The sequence below is a fragment of the Acinetobacter sp. NIPH 284 genome, assembly GCF_000369425.1.
Classification (GTDB): Bacteria; Pseudomonadota; Gammaproteobacteria; order Pseudomonadales; family Moraxellaceae; genus Acinetobacter.
In genome coordinates, this window is sequence record NZ_KB850010.1 from 285856 (window position 1) to 303507 (window position 17652).

At 38.1% G+C, this 17652-nt stretch carries 15 protein-coding genes, 3 tRNA genes and 1 pseudogene; 5 read left to right on the top strand and 14 right to left on the bottom strand.

Annotated features, from left to right (window positions below; all coding sequences use genetic code 11):
* Positions 1 to 700 precede the first annotated feature (700 nt).
* The 3 genes from glpD to glpK all read right to left on the bottom strand — a co-directional run bounded on the left by glpD (position 701) and on the right by glpK (position 4801).
* Positions 701 to 2221, bottom strand: a complete 1521-nt coding sequence (glpD, locus tag F908_RS04425) for a glycerol-3-phosphate dehydrogenase (RefSeq protein WP_005158111.1) — start codon at positions 2219 to 2221, stop codon at positions 701 to 703.
* A gap of 256 nt (positions 2222 to 2477) precedes the next feature.
* A complete protein-coding gene (locus F908_RS04430) occupies positions 2478 to 3236 on the bottom strand; it encodes a DeoR/GlpR family DNA-binding transcription regulator (protein WP_005158113.1) in 759 nt (252 codons plus the stop codon).
* Between the two features lie 50 nt (positions 3237 to 3286).
* The gene (glpK, locus tag F908_RS04435) at positions 3287 to 4801 is read right to left on the bottom strand and encodes a glycerol kinase GlpK (protein WP_005158115.1); all 1515 of its coding nucleotides are present in this window, start codon (positions 4799 to 4801) and stop codon (positions 3287 to 3289) included.
* 259 nt (positions 4802 to 5060) lie between these two features.
* On the opposite strand from glpK, the gene F908_RS04440 reads away from it, so the two are divergent.
* Positions 5061 to 5486, top strand: a complete 426-nt coding sequence (locus tag F908_RS04440; protein WP_005158117.1) for a hypothetical protein — start codon at positions 5061 to 5063, stop codon at positions 5484 to 5486.
* 53 nt (positions 5487 to 5539) lie between these two features.
* Here F908_RS04440 and F908_RS04445 read toward each other — a convergent pair.
* The 3 genes and pseudogenes from F908_RS04445 to folD all read right to left on the bottom strand — a co-directional run bounded on the left by F908_RS04445 (position 5540) and on the right by folD (position 7503).
* A pseudogene (locus F908_RS04445) lies at positions 5540 to 5822 on the bottom strand (GNAT family N-acetyltransferase).
* Between the two features lie 116 nt (positions 5823 to 5938).
* Entirely contained in the window at positions 5939 to 6607 is a 669-nt protein-coding gene (locus F908_RS04450; protein WP_005158121.1) for a class I SAM-dependent methyltransferase, read from the bottom strand.
* A 47-nt stretch (positions 6608 to 6654) separates the two neighbouring features.
* Complete coding sequence (folD, locus tag F908_RS04455) at positions 6655 to 7503, bottom strand: bifunctional methylenetetrahydrofolate dehydrogenase/methenyltetrahydrofolate cyclohydrolase FolD (protein WP_005158123.1); 849 nt, start codon at positions 7501 to 7503, stop codon at positions 6655 to 6657.
* A gap of 152 nt (positions 7504 to 7655) precedes the next feature.
* On the opposite strand from folD, the gene F908_RS04460 reads away from it, so the two are divergent.
* Together F908_RS04460 and F908_RS04465 are read left to right on the top strand one after the other, a co-directional pair.
* Positions 7656 to 7729: transfer RNA gene (locus tag F908_RS04460), tRNA-Cys, on the top strand.
* Positions 7730 to 7743: 14 nt separating this feature from the next.
* Positions 7744 to 7829: transfer RNA gene (locus F908_RS04465), tRNA-Leu, on the top strand.
* Between the two features lie 116 nt (positions 7830 to 7945).
* On the opposite strand, the gene F908_RS04470 is transcribed toward F908_RS04465, so the two are convergent.
* Positions 7946 to 9724 carry an alkaline phosphatase D family protein gene (locus F908_RS04470; RefSeq protein WP_005158124.1) on the bottom strand — a complete coding sequence of 593 codons (1779 nt, stop codon included), beginning with the start codon at positions 9722 to 9724 and terminating at the stop codon, positions 7946 to 7948.
* Between the two features lie 208 nt (positions 9725 to 9932).
* On the opposite strand from F908_RS04470, the gene F908_RS04475 reads away from it, so the two are divergent.
* Positions 9933 to 10018: transfer RNA gene (locus F908_RS04475), tRNA-Leu, on the top strand.
* 134 nt (positions 10019 to 10152) lie between these two features.
* Here F908_RS04475 and pgaD read toward each other — a convergent pair.
* From pgaD to F908_RS04510, 7 genes are all read right to left on the bottom strand, one after another.
* A complete protein-coding gene (gene pgaD, locus F908_RS04480; protein WP_005158127.1) occupies positions 10153 to 10569 on the bottom strand; it encodes a poly-beta-1,6-N-acetyl-D-glucosamine biosynthesis protein PgaD in 417 nt (138 codons plus the stop codon).
* Positions 10570 to 10599: 30 nt separating this feature from the next.
* A complete protein-coding gene (gene pgaC / locus F908_RS04485; protein WP_005158135.1) occupies positions 10600 to 11856 on the bottom strand; it encodes a poly-beta-1,6-N-acetyl-D-glucosamine synthase in 1257 nt (418 codons plus the stop codon).
* Positions 11857 to 11871: 15 nt separating this feature from the next.
* Positions 11872 to 13869 carry a poly-beta-1,6-N-acetyl-D-glucosamine N-deacetylase PgaB gene (pgaB, locus tag F908_RS04490; RefSeq protein ID WP_005158137.1) on the bottom strand — a complete coding sequence of 666 codons (1998 nt, stop codon included), beginning with the start codon at positions 13867 to 13869 and terminating at the stop codon, positions 11872 to 11874.
* 252 nt (positions 13870 to 14121) lie between these two features.
* On the bottom strand, positions 14122 to 14517 hold the full coding sequence (locus tag F908_RS04495) for a hypothetical protein (protein ID WP_005158138.1): 396 nt from the start codon (positions 14515 to 14517) through the stop codon (positions 14122 to 14124).
* A gap of 386 nt (positions 14518 to 14903) precedes the next feature.
* A complete protein-coding gene (locus tag F908_RS04500) occupies positions 14904 to 15245 on the bottom strand; it encodes an FKBP-type peptidyl-prolyl cis-trans isomerase (protein WP_005158141.1) in 342 nt (113 codons plus the stop codon).
* Positions 15246 to 15263: 18 nt separating this feature from the next.
* Entirely contained in the window at positions 15264 to 15794 is a 531-nt protein-coding gene (locus F908_RS04505; protein WP_005158142.1) for a YaeQ family protein, read from the bottom strand.
* A 75-nt stretch (positions 15795 to 15869) separates the two neighbouring features.
* Positions 15870 to 16883, bottom strand: coding sequence for a CobW family GTP-binding protein (locus tag F908_RS04510; protein ID WP_005158143.1), 1014 nt, complete (start codon positions 16881 to 16883; stop codon positions 15870 to 15872).
* A gap of 478 nt (positions 16884 to 17361) precedes the next feature.
* Between F908_RS04510 and F908_RS04515 the strand changes: the two genes are divergently transcribed.
* The gene (locus F908_RS04515; protein WP_005158144.1) at positions 17362 to 17577 is read left to right on the top strand and encodes a hypothetical protein; all 216 of its coding nucleotides are present in this window, start codon (positions 17362 to 17364) and stop codon (positions 17575 to 17577) included.
* The last annotated feature ends 75 nt before the right edge of the window (positions 17578 to 17652 follow it).

Sequence of the window (17652 nt, forward strand, 5' to 3'; positions counted from 1 at the left end):
AATGATCAGGCTTATGAGAGGCGTCTTAACAAAGTCCTGCAAATGTTTAGCCTGTAATACCCCCTAACAAGGCACTCCAGAGCCGACTCAATTGGCTCATTAAATAAAACATATGGTGGTACTAATTGGCTTGTGCATGCATACGATGATAGAAAGTCTATTGTTATCGTCCTAGATGAAAAAATCCTGCTAGTCCGTTTCTTTTCTTTATCTTTAAACAAGATAACGAATACACACTCTATGACGAAGGAAATAGAGATAAAAAAGTATACAAAGCTAGCCTACGATGAGCTTGTTTCGTTACTAACTGATGATTTTGTTATATCACTTTACTCAGAAATCGTGAAATCAGCGGTGCTTAGTAATGTCGAAAGCGGCACCTAATTCAGGCGTTAAATGGATGCTTCGTGTCTATTTAAACCTACGCAATTTGCATGCAATGAACTGTTACGACGATAACTCTACTCAGCCACTAACCAAATGAGCAATTTGCCCACGTACGGTTTTCATCAAAACACTCTAAAATCAAGCATCAATTAATAAATGATTTAAATCATCAATGCATCGAATAAATGACAATATTCGCATCCCCCAAAGCCCCCTGCACATCTATCAGTAAATAACCTGAGTTCGCCGAACTCAGGTTATTTAGATAAAGGGCTTTTTTAAAGACAGCGCTTAGATACTGCTATAGCGCTTTTTAAGCAGCTTCGTTGCTATGAGTTTTTGCAATCAGATAAGCATCCAAAGCTTCTGTTTCTTTTTGCGTGAAGCTAAGTCCTAGTTTAGAACGTCTCCATAATACATCCTGACTGGTTGTTACCCATTCAGCAGTACATAAATAATCCACTTCACGCGCATACAAACCTTGTCCAAAGTGCTGTCCAAGTTGCTCAACTGAACTTTTCTCGCCTAAAATATTCCAAATACGTGAACCATAAGCTGATGCCCAACGCTTAACTAAAGCTTCTGATGCATCAGTGATTTGTGCACGAATTTCTCGCATCAACTGTTCAACAGACTCCATATTTTCGCCACCAGGTAAAGCTTCTGTTGCAGTCCAACTCCCCTTCATTTCAGGGAAGAATGCTTTTAACTGCTGCATAGCTGACTCAGCTAATTTTCGATAAGTTGTTAACTTTCCACCGAATACGGAAAGTAATGGGGCCTGCCCCACCTCACCTTTGGACAAAGCCAAAGTATAGTCACGCGTAATTGCAGAAGGATTATCTGATTCATCATCACAGAGTGGACGTACCCCAGCAAATGTCCAAATAACATCCGCTTGAGTAAGCTGTTTTTTGAAATGTGCATTGCTCACTTCAAGCAAATAGTCTGTTTCTGCTTGAGTAATTTGCACTTGCGCAGGATCACCTTGGTATTCACGATCCGTAGTTCCAATCATGGTGTATTGATCTAAATAAGGAATTGCGAAGACAATACGGCGGTCATCATTTTGCATAATAAATGCTTTATCACCTTCATACAGTTTCGGTACAATGATATGACTACCTTGAATCAAGCGAATACCATAAGGTGATTTGAGCTCTAAATCTTGTTTGATGAATTTTGCGACCCAAGGGCCAGCAGCATTGACCAGTGCCTTTGCTTTAATTTGGTATTGACAATTTTCATTTTCTAAATCAACAATCCAATACTGCCCATCTCTTCGTGCAGACAAACAACGAGTACGAGTTACGATATCAGCACCCTTTTCACGGGCATGCATCGCATTAAGTACAACCAAACGAGCATCATCAACAGCACAGTCAGAATATTCAAAACCACGTGTTATCGCAGAATTTAAAGGGCTATCTTCTTTAAAATAGACATTATTTGAACCCAATAATTTCTCACGCTTACCTAAATGGTCATAGAAGAACAAACCCGTGCGAATCAACCATGCAGGGCGAAGATGTGGGCGATGCGGCATAATAAAACGCATTGGGCGAATAATATGTGGAGCTTTAGCCAATAGCACTTCACGCTCAGCTAACGCTTCACGTACTAAACGAAATTCTTTGTGTTCCAAATAACGTAAACCACCATGAATGAGCTTACTGCTTGCTGAAGAAGTATGACTGGCTAAATCATCTTTTTCACACAAGAATACCGATAAACTGCGTCCTGAAGCATCAGCTGCAATACCAACACCATTGATACCACCACCAATGACCGCAAGGTCATAGATTTTTTCATTTGTCTGAGGAGAAGTTTGCATAGATCACCACAAATTTTTCATTATTTTTCGATAATGAAAATTTAAACATATAAATCGAAAATAAACAATAAAAAATAGATCAAAAAATGCCAATCTATCGACACTTTTAGATAAATGGTAAAATTCGATGGAGAAACTAACAGTTCAGAAACACGGTAATCGTATTTATTTATAAGAAAAATATAGTTTTTATTGAATATATCTTGAGTTAAATTGATTAACTCAAGAAAAGTAACAATTTTTCGAAAATGAATATTTATTTTGCAACAATCAAACCAACATCTAACTCTCGGATGGTTTTTATAAATTGCTCATTTGGCTGTTGATCAGTAAAAATACAATCCACTTGCTTAAGTGAACCTAATCGAATCATCGCATTACGCCCAAATTTACTGCTATCCGCGGCTAAAAAAACTTGGCGTGCACTTGAAAGAATTTCTTGAGAGACACACACTTCCTGAAAATCAAAATCAAGCAATGTGCCATCTTCTTCAATTCCACTAATCCCGATAAGCGCATAATCTGCTTTAAACTGTTTGAAAAAATCAGCGGTTGCTTGACCAATGACACCACCATCTGGACGAACACGGCCACTGGCAATCAGAACTTCAAAATCCTCTTTTGTGCTCAGGGTCTTTGCAACATTCAGGTTATTAGTAATGACTTTTAAGCCCGTGTGATTCAGTAGTGCATGAGCAATCGCTTCGGTTGTGGTGCCAATATTAATAAATAAAGAAGCGTGATTTGGAACGGCAGCAGCAACAGCTTCAGCAATTGTTCTTTTTTGCTCAAGCATATGCCCGACACGCATCGTATATTCTGTATTTTCAACACTTGAATCATGCGCAGCGCCGCCATGATAACGGCGCAAAAGGCCTTCATCCGCTAATTGATTAATATCACGACGAATCGTTTGTGGTGTAACATCGAAATGTTGAGCAAGTTCTTCAATACTAATATAACCACGCTCTCGTACTAATTCGAGGGTTTTTTGTTGGCGCAGTATCAAGCTCATGCTCATCAATCCTGTGTTATTTACGGCATATTAAATCCGGCTATTTTAGCTTAATCTTCTGCCCAATCTCGAGTACGTCCGACAGCTTTTAACCAACCTTTATACAATTTTTCAGTTTGATCCTGACTGCATTCAGGTATAAAGGTTCGTTCGATCGACATTCTACTCTTCAATTCATTTAAATCCGACCAGAAACCGACAGCTAAACCAGCCAAAAATGCGGCTCCCATGCCTGTGGTTTCTTTCATTGCTGGACGTTCAACTGAAGTCGAAAGAATATCCGCTTGGAATTGCATCAAGAAGTTATTCGCTGTTACACCACCATCTACGCGGAGTGTGCGCAACTTTTCGCCAGAGTCTTGTTGCATTGCATCTAATACATCGCGTGTTTGATAAGCAATTGACTCTAAGGTCGCACGAATAATATGCTCAATACTCACACCACGTGTAATACCCAAGATCGCACCACGTGCGGTTGGGTCCCAATACGGCGCACCCAAACCTGTAAAAGCAGGCACAACATATACGCCATTACTATCTTTCACTTTGGTTGCGTAATATTCAGAATCATACGAATCATTAATCGCTTTGAGTTCGTCACGCAACCATTGCACACATGATCCACCATTAAACACAGCACCTTCTAGAGCGTAATTCACTTCACCTTTTGCACCACATGCAATGGTAGTCAACAAACCATGTTCAGATTGAACTATACGCTTCCCTGTGTTCATCAATAAGAAACAACCTGTCCCATAGGTATTCTTGGCCTGCCCGACTTCTACACACATTTGTCCAAATAATGCAGCTTGTTGATCCCCCGCAATACCTGCAATTGGAATTCCAACTTCCTGACCGCTAATGGTATGTGTGTATCCATAGACTTCAGAAGAACTACGAACCTCAGGTAACATGACTTTAGGAATATTTAAGGCTTCTAAAAGTTTGTCATCCCATTCCAATTTTTCTATATTAAACAGCATGGTACGTGAAGCATTGGTATAATCTGTCACATGAACTTGACCATTGGTCAATTTCCAAATCAACCACGTATCCACCGTACCAAACAAAAGCTCACCGCGCTCTGCACGCTCACGACTTCCTTCAACACGATCCAGAATCCATTTTATTTTTGTTGCTGAAAAATATGGATCGATGACTAGGCCCGTTACTTTTCGAACATAATCATCCCAACCATCTTGATGTAACTGATTACAAATTTCATTGCTTTGACGGCTTTGCCAAACAATAGCATTATAAATCGGCTTACCAGTTTTCTTATCCCAAATGATCGTGGTTTCACGTTGGTTAGTAATCCCGATTGCAGCAATTTGGTCACTTGAAATACCCGCTTGTGCTAGCGCCTCAACCCAAACTGCACTTTGAGTTGCCCATATTTCCATAGGATCATGCTCAACCCAACCTGGTTGTGGGTAGATTTGCGTGAACTCGCGCTGAGCAATACTAATAACATTTGCATCATGATCCAACACGATTGCTCGTGAACTTGTTGTACCTTGGTCAAACGCAACCACATATTTTTTTTGACTATCTGTAGAGATCATGACACACCTATCCAGACTTGCCTTATAGCAGACCAATAAACTAAATGCCCGTTAAAACGGGCAAAAATACTGCAATAAAGCAACGACTTCTGTATTAAATAAAAAAACTTGGCAGATTATATGCAAAATTGTTCGAAAACGAAAATTCTTTCTTTAACTTTGAACCTCAATACGATGAATAGCGCCAATTTCAAAGATTACTCACAATAACAACCTTATTTTATGCCATACTAATTATGGAAATAATAGGATTATAGATATGAAAAAAACCAATTTATTCATTATCGTTACAAGTGCACTTGTGATCACTGCATGTCAAAGTACACCACACAAATTTAACGGGGTGACGGGTTACCAAATAGAAAATAAAACAACAACTTCAACCACGATTGCTTACACCCTTGCAGGACGTACCAATCAAGATTTAGATCAAAAGAAATTACAACATGCATGCAACCAAGTTTTAGGCGTAGGAAAAACTTATAAAATTTCAATACTCAGTTTGAATGAAATTATGAATCCTACACAACAAGAACAATACGGCGTAAAACTTAGAAATAGTCGTGCAACTTTTGGACTTTCTAATTCACCTGATTTCAATAACAGTGAAGGATATGCAACACGCCAAGCACTTGAAGCACGCCCGACTACACTTAAAGTCATTCGCTATACTTGTTCTGAATAAATAATAATCATGGATGCATAAGTTTTTCTTTAGCTTTATACATCCTATATATTTTATATCTTCAAGACATCAAGAGTTGATAGGTCTTTATCGAAAACCGACTTTGCAAATGGGTATAAAGGAATGACTTTAATGTTGCGACTTCTTGCAAAAGTAACTAACTCATTTAAAAGTTTTCGACCTAATCCTTGCCCTCGAAATTGATCATTCACATCAGTGTGATCAATAATTAACAAGTATCCCAGCCCATGTATAAGCCATTTCACCAGCTACTGTTTCACCGTTGAACAGCTTAAATATCCCATGTTTATTATCATCAACCTGTTGAATATTCATTTTCTTTCCTTTTGAAGATTATTTCTATTTCAACTGAATGTTTTAGCATGAGTAAGAGGAAAATAGTGTTGAGATTTGATAGTCTCAACACTGATTATTTTTAGATTAAACATTATTTATTTTGTGCAGTAGAAACTCACATTTCTAAACTCTTTGGATTCATCCAAATCAGGCCAAGTCGTTGCACTACGTTCATCAATTTTCATATATTGAGGGTGACTAAAGTTTTTAACTCGGCTATCGGCAACCCAAACTTCAGGTGCGAACTTAAGAAACTCATCTAAGAAGAAACGATTGCATTGGTCATACAGGACATCCGCAGCGAGCAATACATCCACTTGCTCGGCTTTATATAAATCATCCAAATATTCAAGTTCAACATCATTCAACAAAGCATTTTCACGACATGACTCAAGACTTACTGGATCAATATCACAACAGATCACACGCTTCGCACCTGCCATTTTTGCAGCAATTGCAACTACGCCCGAACCTGCACCAAAATCCAAGACCACTTTATCTTTAACATGATGTGGCTCAGCGAGTAACCACTGTGCCATCGCTAAACCAGATGCCCAACAGAAAATCCAATACGGTGTCTCATTCCAAATACGACGAATCACCTCATCATCCAAACGATCCGTTGGAAAAACTGGTGGAATCAACCATAACGATATAGGTGTTTCAGGAAGCTGCTGTGCTAGTAGATCCGTATTAGGGATGACTTCATGTAATGCTTGAAGCAATTGTTCAGGGGCTTTCGCAAATTGAAATGTACAACTCATATATCTTTAATTCTAAAAAACCCCTCTTATCGAGGGGCTATTAATCTTTAAACTAATGCTTTTTCAGCAGCTTCAACAGTTTGACGAATCAAAGTCGTAATCGTCATTGGCCCCACACCACCTGGAACTGGTGTATAAGCAGAAGCAATCTCTTCAATTCCCACTAATTGAATATCACCGACACCACCGCCATCACGCGGGTGGAAACCTGCATCTACAACAACTGCACCTTGCTTGATCCAGTCTTTTTGAATCAACTCAGCTTTACCCACCGCACCGACAATGATATCTGCTTGTTTTACCAATTCAGCTAAGTTTTGAGTACGTGAGTGGCAAATAGTTACTGTCGCATTCGCCTGTAATAACATCATTGCCATTGGTTTGCCTAAAATCGCTGAGCGACCGACCACAACTGCATGTTTACCCGCGATCTCGATCTTGTTTTCTTGCAAAATGGTCATGATGCCAGCTGGAGTTGCTGAACCATATGCAGCCTCGCCCATTGCCATACGACCAAAACCTAGACAAGTCACGCCATCCACATCTTTAGCTAATGAAATGGCATCAAAACATGCTCTTTCATCAATTTGTTCAGGCACTGGGTGCTGCAACAAAATACCGTGTACATCAGGATCCGCATTTAATTTTTGAATTTCAGCAAGCAATTGTTCTGTAGTTGTTTCTTTAGAAAGCTCAACTTTCAATGAATCCATACCGACACGGCGGCAAGCGTTGCCTTTCATACGCACATACGTTGCCGATGCACCATCATCACCAACCAAAATTGTTGCCAAAATTGGGGTACGTCCCGTTTTTGCTTTTAATGCTTCTACACGAACCAACAAATCAGCTTCGATTTGTGTTGCCAACGCACGACCGTCTAAAACCAATGCCACAGCGCATCTCCAAAGTGGGTATGAATCAATTGCGTAAATAATACATGATAATTTGACCAATATTCTTTTAGATGTTGTTTTTATGTGCATATTCACGGCAAACACTATTGTTTTTTTTCTAAAGGTTGCTAATATGTGCATCACCAAATGATGGCGGGGTGGCAGAATGGTCATGCAGCGGACTGCAACTCCGTGTACGCCGGTTCGATTCCGACCCCCGCCTCCAAATTTGGTTTTAAAGCCCGAGTGGTGAAATCGGTAGACACAGGGGATTTAAAATCCCCCGCCCACAAAGCGTGCCAGTTCGAGTCTGGCCTCGGGCACCATTTTTCAGCAAATGAAATTTGGTGCTAAAAATTCCAGCTTAATGCTGGTTTTTTTATGTCTGAAATTTAAGAATAAAAAAGCCAAACATTAACGTTTGGCTCGATGTATCAATCGTTTACGCAACTTGCTGCCCTGCTTTCACTGGCAACAAATTCTTATCAAAACTGAGCTGATATTGTCTGGCTGTATCAATGCTATATTCAGATTTTTTGATTGAATCCACATAAACCCACTGTGACTGTACCTGAGTTTCATCAAACTGAACCATGAGATAACCTCGTTGGTTTAAGTTGCAATAGTTCAGCTCATCAATCAAGGTGGTAAATGCAAATTCAAACTGCTGTAACCGAGCCAATGGAATATTTAAATATTTTTCCAGACCTGGTGAAGAAACTGAACTGGTTGCCAATTCCACACCTACAAATGCACCATCTTTACTATATAAATTAGAAGACCATGCATTATGGGTATCCCCTGCCAACACCACAACTTTTTTATTTAATTGTGCCAAAGTGCCGTATAAAATTTCACGCTCAACAAAATAACCATCCCATGCATCTAAGTTATAAGGTGCAACGGTGAGGATACGAGCTTTTTCCTGACTGGTTAAGCTCGGATCACCTTGCTTTAAACGCATCTTTAAGGTGACTAGCTCAGTAATTTGCGTATTCATTTTATTTAAGGTGTCGGCAGTTGGATTGCCTGAAGTTATTTCAGCCAAAGAAAGTAACAACTCAGCAGGAATCAACATTTTCGCCATTAATATTTGTTGACCTAAAACATTCCATGTTGCATTAGATTGTTGAAGTTTTCCGAGTAGCCAATCCCGTTGGGTATACCCCATTAAAGTACGTGCAGGGTTGGTTAAGTCCGCTTGGAATTTTGCAGCATTCAAACCATTTGCGGTCATATAATCTACATAATCTAATTGCTGATCACGCGCGATAATACGTGTATCCAACATAGTAAGCTGAACGAGATTACCAAAATCAAACTGTCGATAAATCTTGATATGCTGATCATCAATTGGACGAATCGGCATCCATTCAAAATAAGCTTGCAATGCTGCTAATTTTCTTTCAGAGAATTTACCTTCATTCTTTGCATTTGCTGTTTCTTCAGTATGATTTTCCGCCCCTTCTCGCCATGCATCATTTGCTAATTCATGATCATCCCAAATCACAATAAAAGGATGGCGATGATGTAAAGCTTGTAAGTCTTTATCTTTACGATATAAAGCATAGCGTTTGCGATAGTCATCCAGTTTAATAATTTCTTTATCATTATTCGCAGGAAGCGTACGCCCTAATTTCGCTGCATCTTCTGTCGCATAACCATCAGCGCCATATTCATAAATATAATCGCCTAGATGAATCACGACATCTACATTTTGTTTTGCCATTTCACGGTAAACATAAAAATAGCCTGCTGGATAATTAGAACACGAGCACACAGCAAAACTAACCTTTGATGTACTGGTCGGCAAGGTTTTAGTCTGACCTACTGGCGAAATTTTATCACCGAAAACAAAACGATAAAAATAGCTTTGATTTGGTTTTAATCCAGTTGCATCCACCTTTACAGTAAAGTCTTGCGCAGCAGCAGTAGTGACTTTATCGGTTTTAATAATTTGCTTGAATTGCTGATCTAACGCAATTTCCCAAGTGACTTGCAACCGTGCACTGCTATCACTTGGTGTTAAGCGTGTCCACAAAATCACGCGATCCTGTAGTGGATCACCGCTGGCAACGCCATGTTCAAAATTAACTTGTAATGTCGCTGTTTCTTGATCTGAACTGTCATTACATCCTGTAAATCCCGCAGATAAAGACAATGCCCCAAATCCGAATAAACTTTTTTGAATGAGTTCCCGTCGTGAAATTTTTGCTGTCATTTGGATAGCTACCTTAATTTTATTACTTTAAGTAATTAAAACTAAGTTGCTTAAATGAAAGTTTGATCTCAGTTTGATGAAATAATCATGAAAATTATATGACAATGCTTAATTTTTATCTGATAAACACATGAATTGATTGAAAAGAAAGCAATTAATACTTTTTACTCTTGCCAAGTTTTAAAGTCTCCTCTATTATTGCGCACATGCCCGAGTGGTGAAATCGGTAGACACAGGGGATTTAAAATCCCCCGCCCACAAAGCGTGCCAGTTCGAGTCTGGCCTCGGGCACCATTTTTCAACTAATGAAATATGGTGCAAATAAAAATCCAGCGTAAGCTGGTTTTTTTATGTCTAAAATTTAAGACAAGCATAAAAAAATGCCTTAATTAAAATTAAGGCATTTATACTTCTCAATCGAATAAATTTTATTCAACTCTAATAATCTTACCATTTTCATCATGATGCAGCGTGGTTACTTTTTGTTGGCGACCAGCTTGAATTTCTTGTTCAGGCAACTCAAAATAACGTGCATAATCAGGTAGTGCTTTTTCAATTGCATGTTTTTTATGTACGCGTTTTGAAGGTAAAAGCCCCCATAATAATAATGCTACCGCACACATGAAAAGTGCTGTAATTCCGTGCTCAAGACCTTGACTGAATGCAGCCATTAAACGTTGTGCAAGATGCGTTTTTTGCAGTTCAATTAACACCCAAACTAAAATAAATGGTCGCCATAATAGCAGCCAACCTGCCCACATCATTGCTGTTGTGGTCGTAGAAAAATAACGCTTATGCCATGGGAGTTGGCGACGAACATCGATAATCAAACTATTTGCTTTCATTTCTAGTCTCAGCAAAATGAATCTTGCGACTCAGCGAATTCCACGATCTGGGCTAATCCAACGGGCGCGTTTTTCATCACCACGCAACAGTACCTTTGGAAAGGCGACGATTGTAGCAGTAATCGTAATTAACCAAAACACAAATGGGTACCAAATCATCCAATAATAATTTTTCCCTAGGCTTGGCTCATAACGACTATCCATCCATTTGCTTAAAGCAAACTGAATTAAACAGGTCGCACCTAATAAAATTCCACTACCGTATGGTAAAAATGGTGAACTAACGATAGCAAGGGCTGGGATTGTAAATACAAAATGTAACAACCACATGACAGCCATAATCAACATCAAATATGACCATACTAATGTTAAGCAAAGCTCCAACATTAAAGGCCAGAGAAAATTAAGTTTTGGCTTAAAGAACACATCAATATTCTTAATCAGAACTTGTGCCCCACCCATCGCCCAACGTAAACGTTGCTTCCATAAACCATTAAAAGTCTCTGGCATCAAAATCCAAACCAAAGCATTTGGTTCAAAACGAACATCCCAACCTGCGCGTTGTAATTTCCAAGTGATATCAATATCTTCAGTCAACATATTTGGAGACCAATAATCAACTTGATGTACGGCACTTTTACGAAATGCAGTAATTACACCCGATACTGTAAATAAACGGCCAAAAGTACGTTGTGCACGTTTAATCATGCCAACAATTGAAGAAAACTCACCGACCTGTATACGTCCCAATAAAGTTGAACGTGTACGAATACGTGGATTACCTGTAACTGCTGCAACTGTTGAGTCTTCTAGAAAATGACGCATCATCCATTTAGCAGCATGAGGATCTAGTAACGCATCACCATCAATACCTATCAAGAACTCAGCATCAGTCATTAAACTGCCCGCTTGCAGTCCCATCGCTTTACCTTGGTTTTGAGCAAGATGTACCACACGTAATTTTTCATGCTGCATCGCGAGACGATCCAGCACTTCGCCCGTGTTATCAGAACTACCATCATTAATCGCAATCACTTCAAAGTTTGGATAATCTAATTGCAAAGCATGACTAATGGTTTCTTCTGCGTTATCCCCCTCGTTAAAACAAGGAACGAGTACAGCAACTTTAGGATATTCAGGCAAAGTTGCTGGCTGCTGATATGGAGGATCTTGGCGCTCTTTCCAATAAAAAATAATTGCCCCAACCATCCATAAATACGACATAAATAATGGATAATAGAAAACAAACTTAATGGCATAAGCCCATAATAAAGCAATTATACTCATCGACACATTACTCCGTTATGGTACTAATTGTGATGATTTTAAAGCAAATGCCTTACGCATCGTTTCCACATCTGGGTGTTCTTTAATCGGATCGTCAGGATAATATGCAATGTGCATCGCACCTTGTTGATAAAGCGACTTAATTGTTGCTGCCATTTCTTCAGAAGGAATCTTCTGATCATTACGCCAGTTAATGGCTTGTAACTCCATCACTGTCTTTTTAATCCCGTTTGGATATTGTTTCACCCGATTCATAATATCCGTATAAAATTTTTCGGGATGATCCGATTGCTCCATATACGGCATTGCCATTATTGCAGTGAAATCATAACGTCTTAATGACTCTTCTAAAGACTGTGCATACCAATTTTCGGCGTACGGGTTAAGGGCAACTTGCGCATACAAATTACGTGCAGTCATCAAATAAGGCTGATATTGACGCACCTCACCTGCGAGCTCCATTGCAAAATCATCTAGGGTACGCGTTTTATAAGCAGTCCATTTCTGTAACTTGTCGTCATTATTTCGTATTTTGGCCAGATCCGTTGGCAAACCTTGTTTCGCATAGGCTGCTAGTGCTTGAGGGCTTGCATCTTCATAATCAGATAATGTCACATCATCATGGAATAACAGGCCATCAAATGGCGTTGATTTTGCAAGATCTTGATAAATCTCTTTAATGGTTTGTCTTGCTTTTGGTGAATATGGGCTTAAGCGGATATACCCCATATTCAAATGCTCGCCTGCTTTTGCTTGTTGCGTGACAACTAAATCCTTTGACACTGGGTCTGATTTAGGTAATTCCCATGCAAGTAAAGGCATCCAAGCATACAAACGCTGTACTGGCGTACGTGTTTGAATTTGCCAAGCTACTCGGTTAAATAAATCCGCACGCATTGGAATATGACGATTTGGGAAATACACCATATCAGCAGAACCATTTGCATCAGGATCAGAAAATGCTTGTAAATAAACAGTCTTGACTCCCATTGCATTGATACGATCTAACAGATTACCTAAATTGCGTTCCTGTTGTTGTGGGTCTGGATCATAGATGTAATCTAAATCCACATGCATGATCTTTTGCGGACGATTATTATCATTCAAATTCAGTTCGCGGTTCTTAATTTCTTGTGCCAAGGCATTGGTTGACATATTTCCTTGAATTAAAATACGCCCCATATTTTGGATCGATTGTTTGGCATGATCAGCGCCATCATCCAAAGTAATGGTAATCGGCATACCCAATTGTTTAGAAATTTGAACTAATTGCATATTGTAGCGACCATAAGGCCAAACCATAACACGTGGTGAACGTAAACCATGTGCCTGCAATAATTCATTATTTTTCTTTAAATCTTGATAAACACGTGCTTGATAATTTGCATCGCTTTCATAGGTTTTCGTATTTGAATCATAGATTCGAGTAATCGCTGCTGGTTCTGAATTACCTTGAGGGTTTGCGTTTACTCCTCGATGCAAATGATAGCTATGGCTTGCAATCTCAACTAAGCCACTATTTTGCATTTCTTTGAGTTCATTCCAACTCAAAATTTTATTGCGCGTAATCTCTTCCCCACCAAAGTCTACTTTCTGATTAGCTTTTGGCTCCAACCAAGAGCCGACAACTGCTAATACAACTGGAATTTTTTTCGCACGTACAATTGGATAAGCATTTTGATAAAAAGACTGATAACCATCATCTACTGTCAATAACACAGGTTTAGTGGGTAAAGTATATTTGCCCTGATGTGCTTTAATCAGTTGATCGACATTGATAAAGTGATAGCCATTATTTTGTAACCAATCAATGTGCTCGCTGAATTGTTGTGCTGTTACTGCATAACTTGGGATGAGTGCATCTTTATGCTCGGTAATTTCATGATAACCAATGACGGTTAACGTTGTCGCATCAATTTTGGAATTTTCTGCAAAAGTTGCTGTATTCGCAACTAAACCAATCATTAGACCTAAAAATGTTTTTAAGGTCGGAGACACTAAACGTGTTGTCATAGAGATATCTTCTCAATATTCGAAAATGGCTGAGCGCGAATCATGCATGAATCATCTTACAATTTGTGGACAAATAAGATTTTTAGCGAGTCAGCTGGGAGCAAGGATTGTATTTATAATTTTAAAAACTGAAAATAATCTTAAAAAAATATTTTATAAATTTTATCGCAATATACATCAATATTTTAGCAATATGTAATTAGGTTCCTAACACGATACGTATTAAGAACCTAGTGAGCTAAATATAAAAGCTTAATATTGAATGAGCTGAAAATTTGGATGCTCAGAAAGTTGTTGTAAATAATAACGTTCTTTTTGATAAAAATATTTATATAAGCGATTTACCCATTCACCACGACGGAATGTCTGAATCTTTTTATTCACGCCATCATATTGTAGCAAGAGGATATTCCCTTCTAATGGAGATAATAAGGTAATCTGATAGTCAGGATGTGAATGCTGATGTGAAGGAATCAGCTCTCGTATAATCTCGACCTTGTTCTCTCCATCCATCCAATAATGTTTATCAATCAATGCTTTTTCATTGACCCAAAAACCATTTTCAGCGCCATTATAAGTATTAATCAAGAAAAAATTATGTAATTCTTTTAATAGCTCAGAAGCGGTAATATCCAAATAATCATTCATAGCTGCCACACTCACTCAATTTTTTGGTGCTCGTTAACACAAGCATAGATTTTTTATAGTTTACCTCGCCATGTTTATGAATCTGCTGATCATGGATGGCAAAATTAAAAGCAATTTTTCCAAAAGGTAAATTAACATCACATTTTTTGTAAAAACTTTGATTCAAAATGGATTGCTCTTTGTTTAAAAGATATACAGAACCTTCTATAGAATCAATAATTTTAAGCAGATTGTTAAAAACAGAAGATTTAAATAAAAATATTTAAAATCAATATATTAAGATTAAATCATTTTTTTGATTTGTATTGTTTTTGTACCTTTTTTTTGCAAAGCATGAATGAAGCAATCAAATCAATGCCATCATGCTTTGCATCATTGAGACTAAATCACTCGTCGCGAGTTTTAACATCAAATAATTCAATTTCAAAAATCAGATTTGAATTTGCTGGAATAATTTTTCCCATTTTGCGTTCGCCATAAGCTAAATGTGCAGGTACGATTAATTTACGCTTCCCACCAACGCGCATTCCCATGATGCCTTGATCCCAACCTTTGATTACTCGCCCTGTACCAATCACCGTCTCAAAATAATTCCCGCGATCAATTGAAGAATCGAACTGAGTACCATCTTCCAACCACCCTGTATAGTGTGTTGTGATTAAAGCACCTTTAACAGCTTCTTTACCTTCACCTACTTTTAAATCAATAATTTGTAATTCAGCGCTCATTTTTTCTCCCAACCTGATTTATTGCAATTGTAACCATTGAATATCGACTTGACCGTTATCGCTTAACAAAGTCCATTCTCCATCCATAATATTAAGCTGTAATTGCATCGTGCGCTCACATAAGCCTTCAAGTGCCTGTGTAGTCTGAGATGCTAATTGCCAAACTTCCACATTACTCAAAGTCTTAATCTTGGTATTTTTTTGCCACCAATCAGCAGCTTGTGAACCATAGGTAATCACAGCCACTTTCTTACAGCGAGCACTGGCTTTTTTCACTTTATCTTCAGATGGACAACCGACTTCAATCCAATTTTCTAAAAGCCCTGTTAAATCTTTTTGCCATAACGCAGGCTCATCCGTTTCAAACAAATCTTTGGTGAATTCTAATCGCTCATCGGCATAACGTGCATAAGCAAGAATACGAACCATCAAACGTTCAATAGTCTCTGACGGATGTAAGGCAAGTGTTAGCTGATAATCTGCATAGATATGCTGATCCATATTGGCAATATTCAAATCTGCCTTATATATTGTTGCTTTTAGCGCCATGAAAAATACTCTTAAATACGGTGTACTCAAATTTGGCGCTAAGCATACTCTATTTTATTACAGAAAATATCGGCTTTAATCATTTTGAGCATCAGTTAGATCAAGACGACAATTTAATAATTGTGTTTCAAACCCCAACCAATCTTGTTCGGATTGGCAAATAATTTCAATTCGATTATCGATACTCTCTTCGGCAGACTTATAGTTAAATTGTTGAGGATTAAAGTTAAAACTTTTCCAACCTTGATCCGTATTAAATATGCCTTTGATACGGACCCAATTTTGTTGCGTACACAACAAATCTAACAGTTCAAAAAATTTAAATTGCCAGCGTTTAGGCAATTTCCAACCTGCAACGGTATAACCTTGGGCCGTTTCTACATAATGATATGGAAGTTGTTTTATTTCTAACGGAGGCTCAATAGCCTGTGTTTGTTGTAACTTGAGTAAAGGTTGAATCTTACGTTGTACAGGTTGTTGCATAATATCAACCTGAGACAATTCAATTTTGCCACACTCAACTTCAATCCAATGCTGGACATAAGTGTCATATTCTTGTTTTAAAGCCGCATAGGCTTGATGATCTGCTACTGACATACAATCAATATGCGAGAGGACTACGATTTGGGCAGATTTCAGTTGATCGGTATATAAGTTCTGTTTCACCCAATCTTCATCATGTAGACGACTCCCATCCACAACAATCACCAAAGCACGCATTGCTAAACTACTTTGCCAATGTGGCTCCGTCAGTTGTTCCAATAATTGTGCAGGATGACCTAAACCTGTCGGTTCTATAAATAAACGATCCGGTTTACTTTCACTGAGTAAGCGAGCTAGTGCAATTTGCATAGGAAGTTGACTGCTACAACACAAGCATCCACCAAGTAGTTCTTTGACAGCATAGCCTTGTTGTTGGGTAATCAGTTGTTGATCAACACCTATTTGCCCAAACTCATTCATTAGAACAGCCCAAACTTCGTTTTCAGGCTTTTGAGTTAATAAATGCTGCAATAGCGTTGTTTTACCTGCACCTAAAAAACCAGAAATAATGTGAGTAGGAACAATTTTGGGAGCAATAAACTTCACGATTTACTCGCATTAAAAATTTATTTCATTCTAAAGAGAAAAATATGCGAAATAAAATAAAGAATGAAATACATGAAACAATTCAATTAAAAATAAAAATAAAGTGAATTAAATCACAAAATTAATCTAAAAATACTATTTAAAACCAATATGTAAATGTTTTATCCAATTATTAAACTATTTGCAAAAGAAAGCTCTTGTTTAAAACATGTAAAATTACAGATTATTTTTTAATCAAAAATACATATTTATATACATTTTATTGATAGGTTCAGGCATATAACTTTACAAGCGCATCACAAAGCCACGTTTTATGATGCTCTATTGTTAAGTTTTCCGTAAAAGATTGTTAAGAATATTGCTGTAAAAAACTTAGGCACTTAGCATAAACCTCATGCAGAAATTCAAGATTTGTTCTCACTCATCTCTCGAATTAAAGCTGTAATTTTTTAATTAAGTTTAAATATGGATGCCAAACATGAAACTCATTAAGACTTTAATTGCGACAACATTTGCTTTAACAGCGGCAACAACATTTGCAGCTTCGGCTCATGACAAATCACATAGCACCAAAACCACCGAAGAGAAAGTCGTGGTATCAGATCAAGAGCAACCTGAAACTCTAAATCCAGCTACGACAGACACCACAGCAAGTGATGCAGCAACATCGGCTGCCCCGACGGCTAGTAAATAATTTGATCTTCAGGTTCCTCCAGACCCTTTAGAACAACATTTGTAATGATTTGACTCATCTTTACAAATAAAAAAG